12 protein-coding genes are annotated in these 14,595 nt (G+C 52.5%); 5 read left to right on the top strand and 7 right to left on the bottom strand.

Annotation, left to right across the window (positions count from 1 at the left end; genetic code table 11):
- The 7 genes from OEY64_04315 to OEY64_04345 form a co-directional block, all read right to left on the bottom strand.
- A partial coding sequence (locus OEY64_04315) for an amidohydrolase family protein (GenBank protein ID MDH5542172.1) occupies positions 1–807 on the bottom strand: 807 nt, incomplete at its 3' end.
- Between the two features lie 9 nt (positions 808–816).
- Entirely contained in the window at positions 817–3,048 is a 2,232-nt protein-coding gene (locus OEY64_04320) for a transglycosylase SLT domain-containing protein (GenBank protein ID MDH5542173.1), read from the bottom strand.
- Between the two features lie 29 nt (positions 3,049–3,077).
- The gene (gene miaA, locus OEY64_04325) at positions 3,078–4,007 is read right to left on the bottom strand and encodes a tRNA (adenosine(37)-N6)-dimethylallyltransferase MiaA (protein ID MDH5542174.1); all 930 of its coding nucleotides are present in this window, start codon (positions 4,005–4,007) and stop codon (positions 3,078–3,080) included.
- Entirely contained in the window at positions 4,000–4,716 is a 717-nt protein-coding gene (locus OEY64_04330; protein MDH5542175.1) for a methyltransferase, read from the bottom strand. Before OEY64_04330 ends, miaA begins: the two co-directional genes overlap by 8 nt.
- Positions 4,717–4,827: 111 nt before the next feature.
- Positions 4,828–5,049, bottom strand: coding sequence for a hypothetical protein (locus OEY64_04335; GenBank protein MDH5542176.1), 222 nt, complete (start codon positions 5,047–5,049; stop codon positions 4,828–4,830).
- Positions 5,050–5,102: 53 nt separating this feature from the next.
- Entirely contained in the window at positions 5,103–5,897 is a 795-nt protein-coding gene (locus OEY64_04340) for a polyprenol monophosphomannose synthase (protein MDH5542177.1), read from the bottom strand.
- 205 nt (positions 5,898–6,102) lie between these two features.
- Complete coding sequence (locus tag OEY64_04345; GenBank protein MDH5542178.1) at positions 6,103–10,575, bottom strand: Ig-like domain-containing protein; 4,473 nt, start codon at positions 10,573–10,575, stop codon at positions 6,103–6,105.
- 365 nt (positions 10,576–10,940) lie between these two features.
- Here OEY64_04345 and OEY64_04350 point away from each other — a divergent pair, with 365 nt between their 5' ends.
- The 5 genes from OEY64_04350 (at position 10,941) to OEY64_04370 (ending at position 14,578) form a co-directional block, all read left to right on the top strand.
- On the top strand, positions 10,941–11,594 hold the full coding sequence (locus OEY64_04350; protein MDH5542179.1) for a hypothetical protein: 654 nt from the start codon (positions 10,941–10,943) through the stop codon (positions 11,592–11,594).
- Between the two features lie 128 nt (positions 11,595–11,722).
- On the top strand, positions 11,723–11,944 hold the full coding sequence (locus OEY64_04355) for a NifU family protein (GenBank protein MDH5542180.1): 222 nt from the start codon (positions 11,723–11,725) through the stop codon (positions 11,942–11,944).
- The gene (locus tag OEY64_04360) at positions 11,941–12,531 is read left to right on the top strand and encodes a TlpA family protein disulfide reductase (GenBank protein ID MDH5542181.1); all 591 of its coding nucleotides are present in this window, start codon (positions 11,941–11,943) and stop codon (positions 12,529–12,531) included. Before OEY64_04355 ends, OEY64_04360 begins: the two co-directional genes overlap by 4 nt.
- 254 nt (positions 12,532–12,785) lie before the next feature.
- Positions 12,786–13,505 carry a redoxin domain-containing protein gene (locus OEY64_04365; GenBank protein MDH5542182.1) on the top strand — a complete coding sequence of 240 codons (720 nt, stop codon included), beginning with the start codon at positions 12,786–12,788 and terminating at the stop codon, positions 13,503–13,505.
- Positions 13,502–14,578, top strand: a complete 1,077-nt coding sequence (locus tag OEY64_04370) for a glycosyltransferase family 4 protein (protein MDH5542183.1) — start codon at positions 13,502–13,504, stop codon at positions 14,576–14,578. Before OEY64_04365 ends, OEY64_04370 begins: the two co-directional genes overlap by 4 nt.
- Positions 14,579–14,595 lie beyond the last annotated feature (17 nt).

The following is a 14,595-nucleotide window of genomic DNA, read 5'->3' on the forward strand; positions in this document are numbered from 1 at the left end:
GCTCTTGGCTTTTTCGATCAGCTCAAAAACCTTGTCGAGCTTGTGCCAGTTGTCCTTCCCCGCCGTTTTGAGGTGGGATATCTGAAGCCTCGCCCCCGATCTTCTGGCAATCTCGATCGCCTCTTCTATCGATTCAACAAGCGTTTGACCCTCCGAGCGGATATGCGTGGCGAAGATCTTCCCGCTATCCTTGAGTACGGAGGTTACCTCTGCAACCTCCTCAACGGTGGAGAAGCAGGCTGGAGGGTATACGAGACCGATGCTCATACCTGCCGCCCCCTGGTCGAGGCTTTCTTTCAGCCTCCTTTTCATCTCCGCGATATGCTCTTTGGTGACTTTTACGTTCTGCGTGCCGACAACAGAGGCTCTAAGCGTGTTATATCCGACCAAGCCGACGTAGTTCACCGACGAACCTTTTTCGGCGAGCCTTTGCCAGTATTCATCGAATGTTTTCCAGTTCAGGTCGAGGCCGAACTGCTCCTTGTACGATTCGCGTCTTATTTTCAGTATCTCGCCATCTATCGGAGCGGAGGAGTAGCCGCAGTTTCCCCCTATCTCCGTTGTTACCCCCTGCATTATCTTCCCCTGCGCTTCGGGATCGAACAGGAGGTAGTAGTCGGAATGTGAGTGGACGTCAACGAAACCGGGGAGAGTGTAAAGCCCCTCTCCGTCTATTTCAATCTTTGCTTCTTCGTCAATTTTTCCGGTTTTGGCAATGATACCTTCTTTAATGCCGAGGTCTGTCTTGGCAGAGCCGCCGTTATCTAGGCCGAAGAGGGTGGAGTTCCTGATTACATAATCAAGCATTGGGGTCGGTTATCTGGCGGAGAGCCTGTCGGCGCCGAAGTGCTGTTCATATATGCTTCTGTAAATTCCGTAGTTCCGCAGTACCTGTTTCACATACCCCCTTGTTTCGGGATACGGTATCTGTTCGATGAACTCCTCGATATCGTCGTAGGAGTACCTTTTGAACCATTCGGTAACCTTGCTTTTTCCCGCGTTGTAGGAGGCGATTGCCGGTATGATATCGCCGTCGGAATCCTTCAGGAGGAAGGCGAGGTAGAAAGCGCCCATCTTGATGTTTGTATCGGGGTCATGAAGCGTTTCTGCCTTGAAATTCTCGATGCTAAGCGCTCTGGAGATCCTTTTTCCGGTAGCGGGGATTATCTGCATGAGGCCGCGCGCGTTGGCAGGGGAGATCGATCTTGTATTGAAACTGCTCTCCTGCCTTATTATCGAGAGAATAAGAAAGGGATCGATCCCGTTTCTGTCCGCTTCATTGAGGATCGTTTCCCAATGCGAGAGGGGGAACATCAGCATGGTGACCAGTCCGCGCGCTTTAGCCGCTTTCTCGTTGTCGCCCCAGAGTTTCCAGAACTGTCTCAGTACGGAGGGGTAGTCGTCTATGCTGAAGTATACATAGCTGAGCCAGATGTTGTTTTCGGTGGTTTCTTCCAGGTTAACCGCGATCCGGTTGACAAGTTTTTGTCCATGCTTGGGAAATCCAAGTTTTCCCCAGTTCTGGGCGGCATTCAGATACCATTTCTGGCGGGCGTCGAGCTTCGGTTTATATTTCATTTTGGAAAAGGAGTCGTCAAGCTCCTTCTGAACCAGTTCTCTCAGCTTGAAACCGTCCGGGTGAGCAAGCGACGCCTGGGCGTAAACAGGTTTTGCATATCCGGATGAAGCGGAATGAGTGTAGTAGGAGAATGGGAATTTCTTTTTAAGTGTCGCGTAATAATTTTCGCCGCTCTTTCCCATCTTTTCCTGGTTTCGGCCAAGCCAATAGTAGACCTTCGACAGTTCGTCCGAATATGGATAGGAGTAGACATACCGCAAAAATGTTTTATCCGCGTCCTCATGCTGTCCAAGTTTGTAGTAGAGCCAGCCGAGGTGCCACAGGCAGTCTTCTGCGATTTCAGTCCGCGGGAAATTCTTCACGGCAAGATTGAAGTTTTTGATGGCGGAGTCGTACTTTTTCTCCTTCTCTTCGATCCTCGCGGATATGTAGTAGGCCAGAGCTGTATGGGGATGGTTTGGATACTCCCTTATCATCTCGGACAGAATGTGATGCGCCTGCATATCTTTCCCCTGGTTCCAGAGGAGTCGCGATAGATGATACATCGCCTGCGGGCTCTCTTTTGTTACCGGGCGGAGATTAATGATCTTATTGTACTGAGTTATGGACCTGTCGATCTTGCCAAGCCGCTTGAGGCAGATCGCCAGTTTTAACATAAGCTCCGAACGCTCTTCATATGTGGTTCCCCGGTCACGTATCAGCCTCAATAGATAGTCCTCGGCGTCCTTGAACATGCCGTTCCTCATAAGTACCTGGACCCTTCTGTACTTCAGCCTGTAACTTGCCGTTGGGAAACCGCCGGGATACTCTTTTTGCATTCTGGCGGTCTGCTTGAATGCCGTTTGTGAGATAGGCGAATGAGGAAACATGTAGTAGATCTTCTGGTACGTTCTGTACGCATCTTCAGAGTCGCCGGTTATTTCGAGATATTGGGCATATTCCCAAAGGGCGTCCTCGGTCTGGTCGGGTCCCTGGCTTAAATGATTCTTTATAAGAACCATCGCATCCTTCACGTTGCCGCGTTTTACCAAGCCTTTTGCCTTGTAAATGACCATCCTTGAGTAGAGGGGGGAGAAGGGGAACTCAGCCAGAAATCTGTCGGCGATATTTACCAGCTCTTCATAATCCTCCCTGTCTAGCAACATCTGTGCGATATTGAATAGCGCGTAATCACCCACCAGGTCGTTTTTACCCGCCTTTCGGAAATGCCTTTCCGCTTCGATATTGTTATTCAGTTTGGAGTAGGCATGCCCTCTCAGGTAGGCAACGTTCGCAGCGTCCTGGCTTCTGATAAACGTGTGGATATTGTCGAGTTCCGCAAGAGCAGAGGGATAATCTTCAATGTCGAAATATTTTATTACATTCCCAAAAGGGTTGGGCGTGGTGGCGTATGCAGGTTTACTGGTGAATAAAAAAGGTACAATGATGGCAATTATTAAAAGAGCGTTCCCCCTTACATCTTTATCCATCCATATATTATAACCATAAAATGAAATTACTAAAGCCCCCTGTAACAATTTGAAATAAAATCCGATATCTCTTCGGAATGATTGCCGGATGAGACGCTGTCTATCCAAACGGATCCCTTTACCTGGTTGAACCATGTTATCTGGCGCTTGGCGTAGCGCCTTGTCTCCTGCTGAATTTCGGATGTGAGCCGCTCAAGGGGGAGTTCCCCGTCAATATGTTTCACTATCTGCTTATATCCAACGCTCTGGAACGGTTTGCACCCCTTTGAAAAGCCTTTATTGAATATTCCGGCGGTCTCCTCAATCCATCCGCCAGCGATCATATCCTCAACCCTCCTGTTTATACGGTCATATACCTTTTCTCTAGGCCCACAGAGGACGAAATAATCGGCGTCGTACATGGGGGCTTCTCTGGTTTCGCCGTTATTTTCCTTTGGTAGGAGAGCGTTCTCGATTCCCCTGATGATGCGGTGCGTATCGTTTGGGTGTATTTTTGAGGCTCTTTTCGGGTCGAGACGTATCAGCCACTGGTAGAGCGCCTCTGTCCCTTCTTCTTTCATGTTTTGCAGGAGCGAATCCCGCAGTTCCGGGTTTTTGGCCGCACCCCCTTCGAGATTCTGCAGAACCGATCTTATGTATAGCCCGGTGCCGCCGGTCAGTATCGGTACGTTTCCGCGCGAAAATATTTCCTCAATGATCCTCTGGGCATCCTCCCTGAAGTTCCAGAGGGAGTATTCGGCGTCAGGCTCCAGGATGTCTATAAGATGGTGCGGAACTCGTTCGCGAAACTCCCTGACCGGCTTGCCGGAGCCGATGTCGAAATACCGGTATATCTGCACCGAGTCAGCGCTGACTATCTCCCCAGAGATCCTCTCGGCAACCCTCACGGCGGTTTCGCTTTTTCCGACGCCAGTCGGTCCTGCAATGACGATTATTTTTCGTCTGGGGGTTTCAGGCATTGCGGCCTGCCGGCGCTTTTATCTTCAGTTTGGCGTAGAGGGAAGACATCTCACTGGTGTAACTCTCTCCATCGGTATAAACGGTCAAAGGGGGGAGAAGCGCCTTTGAGCACTCTCCCCCCTTGACCGCCTGAAACATGACGAGGAAGGGGGTTTCTCCGTTTCTGCTCTGAACAAACCTGGTTCTTTTTAACCCGAATCCCGATTTTTTCAATTCTCCTTCTGCTTCCGCGCTTCTTCCGGCAAGATGGCAGAAATAGAAAACCCCACCATCCTTCAGAAGATGCGAGGCGGAGTCTATAAGCTCGGCCAGAGTCAGTTTGATCTCATGCCTTGCGATGGCGACCTCCTCCAAGTGGTTGATCCTCCCGGACCTGAGTTTCCGGTATGGTGGATTGCTCACCGCCATATCGAAGCTCTCCCCCCTGAGGATGGATCGCGCCTCCCGGATATCGGCATGGAGGAAGGTCGCGAAAGGTGCATTGCTCTTGCCGAAAATGAGGGGAGGGCGCTGGATGTCGATGCCGACGAACAGGGCGTCAGGAAACGATTTTGCAAGGAGGAGGGGGATTATCCCGTTTCCGGTGCCAAGGTCGACTATTCGCCCATGATCCCCCGGCTCCACGAATCCCGCGAGGAGGAACGGGTCGAGCGAGTACCTGTACCCTTTTGCAGGCTGTAATATTTCAATGTTTTCTGATTCGGACATCTGTTGATTATAGCGGTATTGGAAAATTCGTTGGGGGGTCAAAAAAATAAATATTTTTCCTAAAGTTTAAAGGTTTGCCGACGATAAGACGAGATGGAGGGGTGGATGAGGTCAGGCGACTACGGTGATCTTATTCCCCTTCCCGGCATACTTGTGCGCCAGGTTTTCGGCCCTCTGGGCGTCGAATTCCCATGCCGGCATTGCGATATTTTCGGTGACAGGCTTTCTCGATACAGGCTTGCCTACGCGCTTGGCGCTCTCAGGGGGAGCTACGCCCTTTTTTTCCGCCGGCGACCTGTGAGGCGGTGCCGCCAGAGGTTCTATACCAACCATTTCGCATTCCTCAATCCATGAAGAAATATCTCCCGCCATCCCGGCGGGAATGCCTAAAACATCCTGATTAAAGTATATACGAGGAGGACGGTTATTGACAATGGCACGGCAATTTCACCTGTGGAAAGGCCGAGTTTAGACAGATGGATTAGGAAAAGGATGTCCTGCCAGAGGGTCATCTTGCTCTTTCCGACGTTTCGCTGGCTGAAAACGTATCCTACCTCCCTCACCTTGTTAAATTTTCCGCGTGCGAGGGTTTCCAGGAAAATCTTGAAGCCGACGGGGGAGAGTTTGCCGAAATCCACTTTTGTCCTGTCGAACATGAAGCATCCTGTGGTGGCGTCCCTGACGTGCCAGAGGGTTACAGGGAGGAAGAATCTTGCAATCCATGTGGCAACAACCGAAACGATCACGCGGCTAAGTTCCCAGTCGGAGGTCCCCCCCCCTTCAGCCTTCCTGCTGGCGACAGCCATATCGAGGCCGTCGTCCTTGATCGCCTTGTACAGTTTATAGATCACCTCGGGCGGGTGCTGAAGGTCGCCGTCGATAACGGAGAGGAGAGGCCCCTTGGCGCTCTTCCATCCTGCAAGGACAGCCGTTGCGAGGCCGCGCTCTTCCTGCCTCACGATGAGCTGCAGGTCGACATATGGAGGGAGGATGTTGGAATCCTGCAGAGCTTCAACCATATCGGCGGTTCCGTCGGGCGAATTGTCATCTACGACAATGATCTCGATGTGCGCCCCGCTGTCGCGGAACCCTTCCGCTATCTGTTTGACGAGCGAGACGATGTTCTCCGACTCCTTGTAGGTCGGGATAACTATCGATACTTCCGGCGTGGGTTTTTCCATCGGTGAAGTTTACCAGAAAAGTTGCCGGGCGGTATAGCCGGTTGTGACGTTTTGGAAAAGAGGTAAAGAGCGCGGCGCTGGGAGTCGAGAGGAGAGGAGTCGAGAGGATGAGAGGGTATCAAGACGGCAAGAGCTGATGGCTCCCAATCGCCCCACCTCAAGGGGGAGCGAAGGGGAGCGGCAATCCGCGGCGGTTGAGCCTCCTCTATTTGTAGAAGCTCTTGAATATCTGGTTGCACCCCATCATCATCATTCCGCATTCGTTTGTGGTGCTGTTATCGTCCTGCGCCCAGATGACGATACCGTGCCTTACCCCTGTCGCGGATGATCCGAGGGCGGTAAACGGACCTCCATAAGTGTTCACTCCGCTTGCGCTTATATAGCTGGAAAGCGCTGGCGGGCTCTGCCAGGTTTTGGAGCCGATACCGTGGTCCTTATACTCGTTCATGTATACCTGCGTGCAGGAGTAGCCGTTAAGACAGTTGGTCGAACCGTCGGATTGTGTCCAGCCTATGACAGCATTCCCTCCCTGGTCGAGCGAAGCATTTGGGCTGTTGGCATGGGCTCCACTCACGCTTAGGGCATCACCCGTAAGGCTCGAAGGGAAGGACCATGACGTTCCGTTGAAATGCGCCTTGTATATTCGCGAACAAGCCTGCCAGTTGGAGCAGTTTGTCGTTCCATCCCCCTGGGTCCATGCGATCAGGGCGTTTCCGTTCTTTACTGCCACAACCGGGATGCTTGAAGTTGATTGATTGTCAGGGCTTATGTTGTCGAGCAGGCTTGCGTTGTTCGGATGTGTCCATGCCCCGGCGGACGTAATACCGAAGTCGCTTTTGAATATCTGGAGGCATGACTGGCTGTTGCAGTTTTTAGTGCCGTCTAGCTGTGACCATGCGATGACGGTTTTCCCTGTCTCATCCATCGCGACCCTGGGATCTTCCGCAAACTGTCCGTCCGGGCTAATGTTGTCGGTTAGGCTTGCAGGGCCTGTCCATCCCCATACGCCGCTGCTTCCCGGTACGGTCTCGCGGTACTCCCTCTTGAATATCTGGTTGCAGGCGTACGAAGGGGTGGGGGAACCGCAGTTCGGTGTGCCGTCCGACTGGTACCATGCAATAACGGCGTCGCCATTATCTCCCATAGCTACATCCGGGCTTATGCCAGCTGTAGTTGGATAGCTTATATATGCGGTAAGGTCGGCAGGGAAGGTCCATACGGTAGCCGATGTTATATTGTAATCGGCCATATAAATCCTAGATAGAGTCGTTTGGACTTGTTGCCATACGATAATTGTTTTACCGCTTGCGTTCATCGCCACATTCGCGGAATATACTCCGCCAGTTCCGGTTGCGTCCGGGTTTACGATGCTGGCAACGGTGTTGTCAGCAGGGTGCGCCCATGTTCCCCCTCGGCGCTCGCTCATGAATAGCTGGTTGCAGGGACCATAACCGCTATTACAGTTTTTTGTATTATCTTCCTGCACCCAGATGATAACCGCGTCGCCGTTGTCGCTTATGGCCACCTTCGGATTTTGCGCATCGGAAGATATCACTGTAACGCCGTCGCCAGCGAACAGGCTTCCGACCGGGCTTATTGAGTCAGCCGCATTCGCGGGGTATGTCCATGTCTTTGTAGTGGAGTTGTACTCCGCCTTGTATACATGCATGCACGGCCCGCTACATGTAAGGTTCGAAGTATTATCCTCCACCCAGACGACTATAGCGTTGCCGTTCTTGTCCATCGCGACGTCCATCTGCGAGGCGACCTCGCTTTCAAATCCTCTGATGCCGAAAAAGTCGTTCCTGTCTACAGGGTGCATCCAGCCGGGGGCGGTGGTGAAGCTCCAAGGGTAGGGGGAGAGCATCGCGTTGCCGACAGAATCCCAAATACCGGTCGTGAGGTTCGCGCTGACAGTTTCGCTACCCGGCATGTTTGCAGACGGGGTGAAGATGGCGGTATTCCCGGAAAGGGAGACAGTACCCGATATTGCACCTCCGTTCAGTGTGAAGGTGCTTGTCGTAAGCGTCGCGGCATCCATGTCGTCATCGAAGGTCGCAGTAACGGTTGAATCGACAGCCACGCTTGTGGCGGTATCGACCGGCGAGGTGCTTGATACTGATGGCGCAAGAGTATCAACTTCGAAACTTCTAATTGAGGATCTCACACCGGTCGCTCCGTTTGTGTCGACAGGCGTTACCCCCCAGTAGTACATCTGTCCCGCTCCGCCGGATAGCGCGGAGGTGAGGGTCTTTGACGTGGTTGCGATCCCGGTGATCGTCTGGTCCGGGGCCGAGAGGTCGGCATTCTTTGATACCTCAAGTTTGTATGTTGTAGCGTTTGAGTTCGAGCCCCACGCAAAGGAGGGGAGAGTGCTCTTGGTCGAGAAACCGTTTGAAGGGGATGAGAGCGTTACCGTGCCGAGGCTTATGTCGAACGAGCCGCTACTGCTCCATGTCGCGGCCTGCACGTTGTTCTCGTCTATCACCGCCACGCGGTAGTAGTATGTCGTCAGGTTTTGAAGCGTAGTCCCGGCTACGGTGTGCGCGGAAGTTGAGATCGGCGTCGTGGCATCCTCGACCGTCGTACCGAAACCGGGATCGGTCGATACCTGCACCCTGTATTTCGCGTTTACAAGTGAGCTGTCTGTCCAGTCGATCGTCGGTTTTGTGGCGACAATGGTTCCCGACGGCGAGAGGGGGGAGACTTTCCCAAGGTTAGTATTGAAAGAGCCTTTCGCGCTCCATGCCCCCTGCATTCCGTTCGCGTCAACAACGGCTACACGGTAGTGATAGGTCGTCAGGTCGGCAAGGGGGGTTAGTACGGTATGAATGGAGCTGGAGGGCGTAGCTACCTGAGTTGTTCCGCCGGTCGGGAACGCCGGGTTGGCAGAGACCTCCACGATATACGAGGCGTTTGTAAGAGTGCTGTCTGTCCAGTCGATAACCGGCTTGGTATCGCTTATCGTCCCTGACGGGCTCAGGAGGCTCACCGCGCCAAGGTTAATGCTAATAGATTTTGAACCGCTCCACGCTCCCGGTACGCCGTTTTCGTCCACCACCGCGACCTGGTAGTAGTACGAATTCAGGTTGGTCAATGCGGAAGTGAGCGGGTAGGAAGCAGAAGCGGCGTTACCCGATTCGAATACCGCTTTTGTAATTGAGTCGACAACCTGCACCTTGTATGAAGCTCCCGGAAGCGGGCTGGCGGTCCATTCAAGGGTAGGTTTGGTCTCGGAGATAACGCCGGACGGGCCGGTGGGGGTCACGGTACCGATATCTGTGGTGAATGACCCCGACACCCACGACCACTGGGTCGCGCTTGCATCAACGATGGCAACGCGCCAGTAGTAGGTTGTTGCGTTCGCCAGCGCGACAGTAGGCGTATGCGTCGACGCGGTCAGCCCGGGTTTGTCGATAACGTGTGTCCCGGTGAAATCCGCCTTTGTGGAGACCTGAAGTTTGTAAGTGGCGGACGGCAGGGCGGTGTCGCTCCAGTCGAACGCCGGTTTTGTATTGCTTATCGTGTCTGTGTTCGCGGGGTAGGCGAGCACGCTTTTCGGATTCGCCTGCACGTTTATGGTTGCGGAGACAGGCGAACTTTCGAGGCCGTTTGCATCGGCGAATTTTATGTATAGCGTATGAAGTCCGTCATTGGCAAATGTGTAGCTGGAGGTAGACTGCAAAGACTCCCATGCGGCATTCAGGAAAATGCTTGATTCGGAGATCATCATTAGAACTGCGTTAGTTGACGCGGCGATAGAAAGGTCGACTGTTGCCGAGGTTGATACCGTAGCGCCGGAGTTTATCAGTATCTTTCCCTCCGCGCCGGTAGAGATAATGAGCTTCATGCTGTCCGCGGTTGTTGTGGCCCCGGATTCAACCGCTATGTTTGAAAGCATCGCGTAGTTGTAGCCATCCTTTTCCGCGCGAAGGAATGTGTAGTCACCTTCCGGTACGTTGCTGATAGTGTAGTTGCCGGTCGCATCGGTTGTTGCCATGAATGATGTGCCGGGTATGTATACGAGTATGCCGGTATGGTCGGTCTGCCCATGAAGCTTAACACTGCCCGATATAGCGCCGACAGGGGTAATGACAGTATCCGGGAGCGTCTTTGATTCCCCTTCGGTCACGGAAAGATTAAGTTTTTTACCATACAGGTTTGAATTACTGATGCTGATAAGACCGACCTGGGCGGTTTTCTTTGTCGCATAAGATTTGATATCGCCATTTGCCAAGTTTGGTTTTCCGGCAAGTGTCTGGGAGAGGATGGATATCTGTTCGGCGGATGTCATGTTCACTGGAAGAGAGTAGTTTCCGTTCTCATCAGTGGTAACAGCATCCCCCTCCTGTCCAACCACATAAACTTTTGCAGATTTGAATTCTCCAACATCAACACCGGCAGGGGTGGTCAGTTTACCGGTAATGATGGTAAGACTTTCTCCATTATTATTACTTAAAGAAGTATTTGTTGAGGTGTCGGTTAACGTGCTTGTGGATGTGCTTGTGGATGTGCTTGTGGATGTGCTTGTGGATGTGCTTGTGGATGTGCTTGTGACCGTAATGGTGACCGTAGTCACTTCGCCCGGAGGTCCGGGGGGGCCTGGTTGGGGGTTTCCGCAGGAGATAATCGTTGAAGATAAGATCAGTGATAGTGCCAGCCCCTTGATGCGCATCATTTTATTAACATCTCCAAATAAAATTGTTACGCGATTATTGTTCCGCGATCGTAATCACGCGGTTATTGTTTCGCGATCATCGTTCCGCGATTGTTATTTCGCGGATATTGTTTCGCGATTGTTATTTCGCGACTTCTTATAGTTCATCCCATTAATAGACATTTTAATATAGAGGGGCAAAAATACGAAACGGTACAGTAACTGAATACGTAACGCGTAACGATGCAAGGCGTTCATTGCAGGCTGACAGGTCTTTATTTGCCATCTCTGTTGCTCCACGCGCGATTCAAGCTATAATCAAACGATAGACACAGTCCATAGAGTGAAAGAGTAAAACCTGAACCACATTTTTCCCGGGAGATATTATGGCGGCACAGTTCGAGAGCCTTAAAAAGCATGTTTTGTTAACGAATATGCCGTTTGAGATAGAAGAGGTGCGTGTGATGCGCGAGCTGAAAATAGCGAAAGCGAAATCTCTTGCGGAGATACCGGAGAAGAATATCGCCGCATACATAAAGAAGGCGATCGATACCGGCTATACGCTGATAGAACCAAAGGCGATCTACCGTACATATCCGCTTGTGAAAGAGGAGGGACAGCCCCCGGGTTTCGAGGAGAGTCCCCGCCTCTTTTTCGGGAAGAAGCTGGCGGAGACGCTCAACAACTGCGATTATGCCACCGTGCTGATGACGACTATCGGGCCGGGGATCCCCGACAGGGCGGATGAGCTGATAAAGAGCGAGCCGACGGACGGTTTCTACCTAGAGCATGTGGGGGGATGGATGGCCGACTACTTCGCCGAGCGGGTCGATGAGAGGATACAGGTGGAGATGAAAAAGAACGGATACATCGGGACGTTCCGATATGCCCCCGGGTATGGCGACTGGTCGCTGGACGCGCAACCGGAGATGATGAGGCTCACTCAGGGGGAGAGGATAGGGGTCCACCTCACCGAGACCAATATCATGATCCCGAGGAAGTCGGTCTCTGCGGTCATAGGCTGGCAACCGCGGGAGTAGCCCCTTCAACACCAGGTTATTTACGGGTTTACAGCAAAAATATTCCTCCGTATCGAAAATAATTGACATGTCGAAATCCTACTGAAACAATAAGGTATAGCGCAAAACATATTTTTAGGAGATTGCAAATGAGAGAACGAGTTGCTGAAGTTTTGGAAAAGGTTAGGCCGGCCCTTCAGGCCGATGGCGGAGACATTGAGCTTGTGGATGTTCAGGACGGGATCGTATCGGTGCGTCTTATGGGGGCTTGCGGCTCGTGCCCGAGCTCGACCATGACTCTGAGAATGGGGGTAGAGAGAGCCCTTCAGAACGAGATACCGGAAGTAAAAGCAGTACAGCAGGTAATGTGAACAGAAAGAAGATACTGTTCAACTGGCGAAGCCTGACCGTCTTCGGCGTGGTCTTTCTGGTCGGCTACTTCATAACGGTAGCCTCCATTAACGGCGGTCACAGGGATCTGCATGCCGACGCCGCGACCGGCAACGAGCCTTCGCTTATCGCTCCCGACGTAACGCTGAAGAAGCTGGGGGGCGGGAAGATAGATCTCAAGGCGTACCGCGGGCAGTGGGTGCTTATCAACTTCTGGGCAACGTGGTGTCCTCCATGTATAGAGGAGATGCCATCGCTTGAGCTTTTCTACCGCAAGTACCAGAAGGAGAACATGACCGTTCTCGCGGTATCTATCGACAAGGGATCGCCAGACAAGGTAGCGGACTTTGTGAAGAGTTACGGCCTTACGTTCCAGATATTCCACGACCCTGCGGCAGAAGCGGCGAGCAAGTTCAACGTATCGAGCCTCCCCGCCACGTTCGTATTGAATCCAGAGGGTGAGATAGTCTCACATGCCCTCGGCGGAAGGGACTGGATGGATCCGGTGATACAGGATTATTTTGCCGAGCTGATGTCGATAACAAAAGACAAAAAGAAAAAAGGGTAACAAAAGTCAGAAATGAAAACGGGGTTTATCCCGAAAGGCGTCTTGCAATAAGGAAGAGGCTCTTCGGGTATTCCGCGGATTCCAAACCAATCCTGAATAACCTTTCATTTCCGATATTTCTCCTCTCCGTTCTTCTTGGCTCCTGTGCCACAGTTGATACCTCCGACCTCTACAAAAGGGGGAAGGCGTATTACGATCATGGCAGATATGAGGAGGCATACCCACTGATCCGCGACGCGGCAAAGGGGGGGAGCATGGAAGCGGAGTTCCAGTTCGGAAGGATGCACGACTGGGGGATAGGGGCAGAACAGGATTACGGCGAAGCGGCATACTGGTATGGAAAGTCGGCGGGAAAAGGTTATCCGAAGGCGCAGTTGGCGCTGGGGAAACTCTATGAAAACGGAAAAGGGGTGGAGAAGGACCGTTCCAGGGCGGAGTCGCTCTATATAAAAGCGAACGCTTACGTCGAGCTGTTGAACCTTCGTGGCGAAGGGGCGATACCTTCCACCGGTCTTGAGAGCACCGCCATGCCAGCAGGAGAGGGGGTTGTGCTTCCCGAGTTGAGCTTTATTACGCTTGACGGGAGGAGCGAGGAACTTTCATCGCTGGCGGGAAAGTGGGTTATATTGAACTTCTGGGCAACGTGGTGTCCTCCATGCAAAAAAGAGATGCCCTCGCTTGAGAGTTTCCTTCAGGAGAAGGGGGATAAGGATGTCGTTGTCGTGCTTGTTTCCATCGACCGGTCGCCTGAAATGGTGCGGGATTTCGTCGGGAAGATCGGCATAAGGGAGACGATCTATCACGACCCGGAGATGAAGCTTGGAGAGAAATTTATGCTCGACGCTGTTCCGACAACGTTCGTAATAAATCCCGGCGGCAGGCTGGTAGCTTACGCCAAAGGGTACCGCGACTGGATGGACCCGGTAGTGAAGATCTATATGGAGAAGCTGATAACGAAGGCAAACCGGAAATGAAAAAAAATCCCTGCAATGTCGTTACATCATGGCCGCTCAAGTCCGGCATAGGTAGCGGCGTCGCCGTTGTTGCGGAAGCGGTCCACAGACTGCTGAGGGAAGAAGGGTATGACGCGGAACTGATAAACCCCGACTTCAGATCGGAGGGGTACTTTGCCTCTTCGCTCAAGAGGGTGATGTTCAATCGTTCCATAAACGCCAAGATAGCCCTTTCCGGGCGCCGGTGCGTGGCGTTCGATATCGACGGTTTCTCATTTCCCCATCAGGTCCGCTTTGCATCGATAAACGGCGGGACGCTGAGGGACATAGTGAGGTTTGAGACAGGCGTGGTGCGGAGGGTGCTGGAGACTCTCGCGTTGCTGGAGAAAAAGGCGTGCGAAAGGGCGGAGGTGGTATTCGCGCCAAGCCTCTACGCCAGGGAGAAGATATGCTCCATGTACGGCATAGATCCGGAAAAGGTGAAGCTGATGCACAACGGGATATTCTTCGATGAATTCCGCAGTAGCATAGAAAGAGCCGCGATAAAAAAGGAGAGGCCGCCAACCGTAGTTGCCGTTGCCAGGCTATATAAAAGGAAGGGGATAGATGCCTTGATAGATATCTGGCCCGAAGTCCTTTCCCGCTTCCCGACGGCGCTGTTGAGGATCGCGGGTGGGGGCCTGGAATATGAAGCGCTTCAAAAGCTGATAAAGGAAAAGCGCCTCGCGGATTCAGTTATTCTGGAGGGGGAGGTGCTGGACCAGGAAAAGCTAGCTTCACTGTATGCCAACTGCGATGTATTCTGTCTGCCGAGCCTTCATGAGACTTTCGGAATAGTTTACCTGGAGGCTATGGCGGCGGAAAAACCTGTTGTAGCGTTGAACTGCACGGCAGTGCCGGAAGTGGTGCGTGACGGCACGGACGGTTTCCTGGTGGAACCGGGCGATATGAAGAGCCTCACGGAAAGGATTATACTGCTCCTTGGCGACAGGGATCTCTCGATGAAAATGGGTCTTGCTGGTATGGAGCGAGTAAAGAGGAATTTCGACTGGCGCGACGTAGTAAAACCGTTGACCGGGTGGCTTGAGTCGTGAGCGCGCCATTAAGAGTG

It is taken from the genome of Nitrospinota bacterium (genome assembly GCA_029881495.1).
GTDB lineage: Bacteria > Nitrospinota_A > UBA7883 > JACRGQ01 > JACRGQ01 > JAOUMJ01.

Bases quoted from the DNA above. Each gene is read 5' to 3' on its own strand.
- OEY64_04365 (MDH5542182.1), top strand. From the start codon at position 12,786: ATGGAAGCGGAGTTCCAGTTCGGAAGGATGCACGACTGGGGGATAGGG.
- OEY64_04350 (MDH5542179.1), top strand. From the start codon at position 10,941: ATGGCGGCACAGTTCGAGAGCCTTAAAAAGCATGTTTTGTTAACGAAT.
- miaA (MDH5542174.1), bottom strand. From the start codon at position 4,007: ATGCCTGAAACCCCCAGACGAAAAATAATCGTCATTGCAGGACCGACT.
- OEY64_04340 (MDH5542177.1), bottom strand. From the start codon at position 5,897: ATGGAAAAACCCACGCCGGAAGTATCGATAGTTATCCCGACCTACAAG.
- OEY64_04320 (MDH5542173.1), bottom strand. From the start codon at position 3,048: ATGGATAAAGATGTAAGGGGGAACGCTCTTTTAATAATTGCCATCATT.
- OEY64_04330 (MDH5542175.1), bottom strand. From the start codon at position 4,716: ATGTCCGAATCAGAAAACATTGAAATATTACAGCCTGCAAAAGGGTAC.
- OEY64_04355 (MDH5542180.1), top strand. From the start codon at position 11,723: ATGAGAGAACGAGTTGCTGAAGTTTTGGAAAAGGTTAGGCCGGCCCTT.
- OEY64_04370 (MDH5542183.1), top strand. From the start codon at position 13,502: ATGAAAAAAAATCCCTGCAATGTCGTTACATCATGGCCGCTCAAGTCC.
- OEY64_04345 (MDH5542178.1), bottom strand. From the start codon at position 10,575: ATGATGCGCATCAAGGGGCTGGCACTATCACTGATCTTATCTTCAACG.
- OEY64_04335 (MDH5542176.1), bottom strand. From the start codon at position 5,049: ATGGTTGGTATAGAACCTCTGGCGGCACCGCCTCACAGGTCGCCGGCG.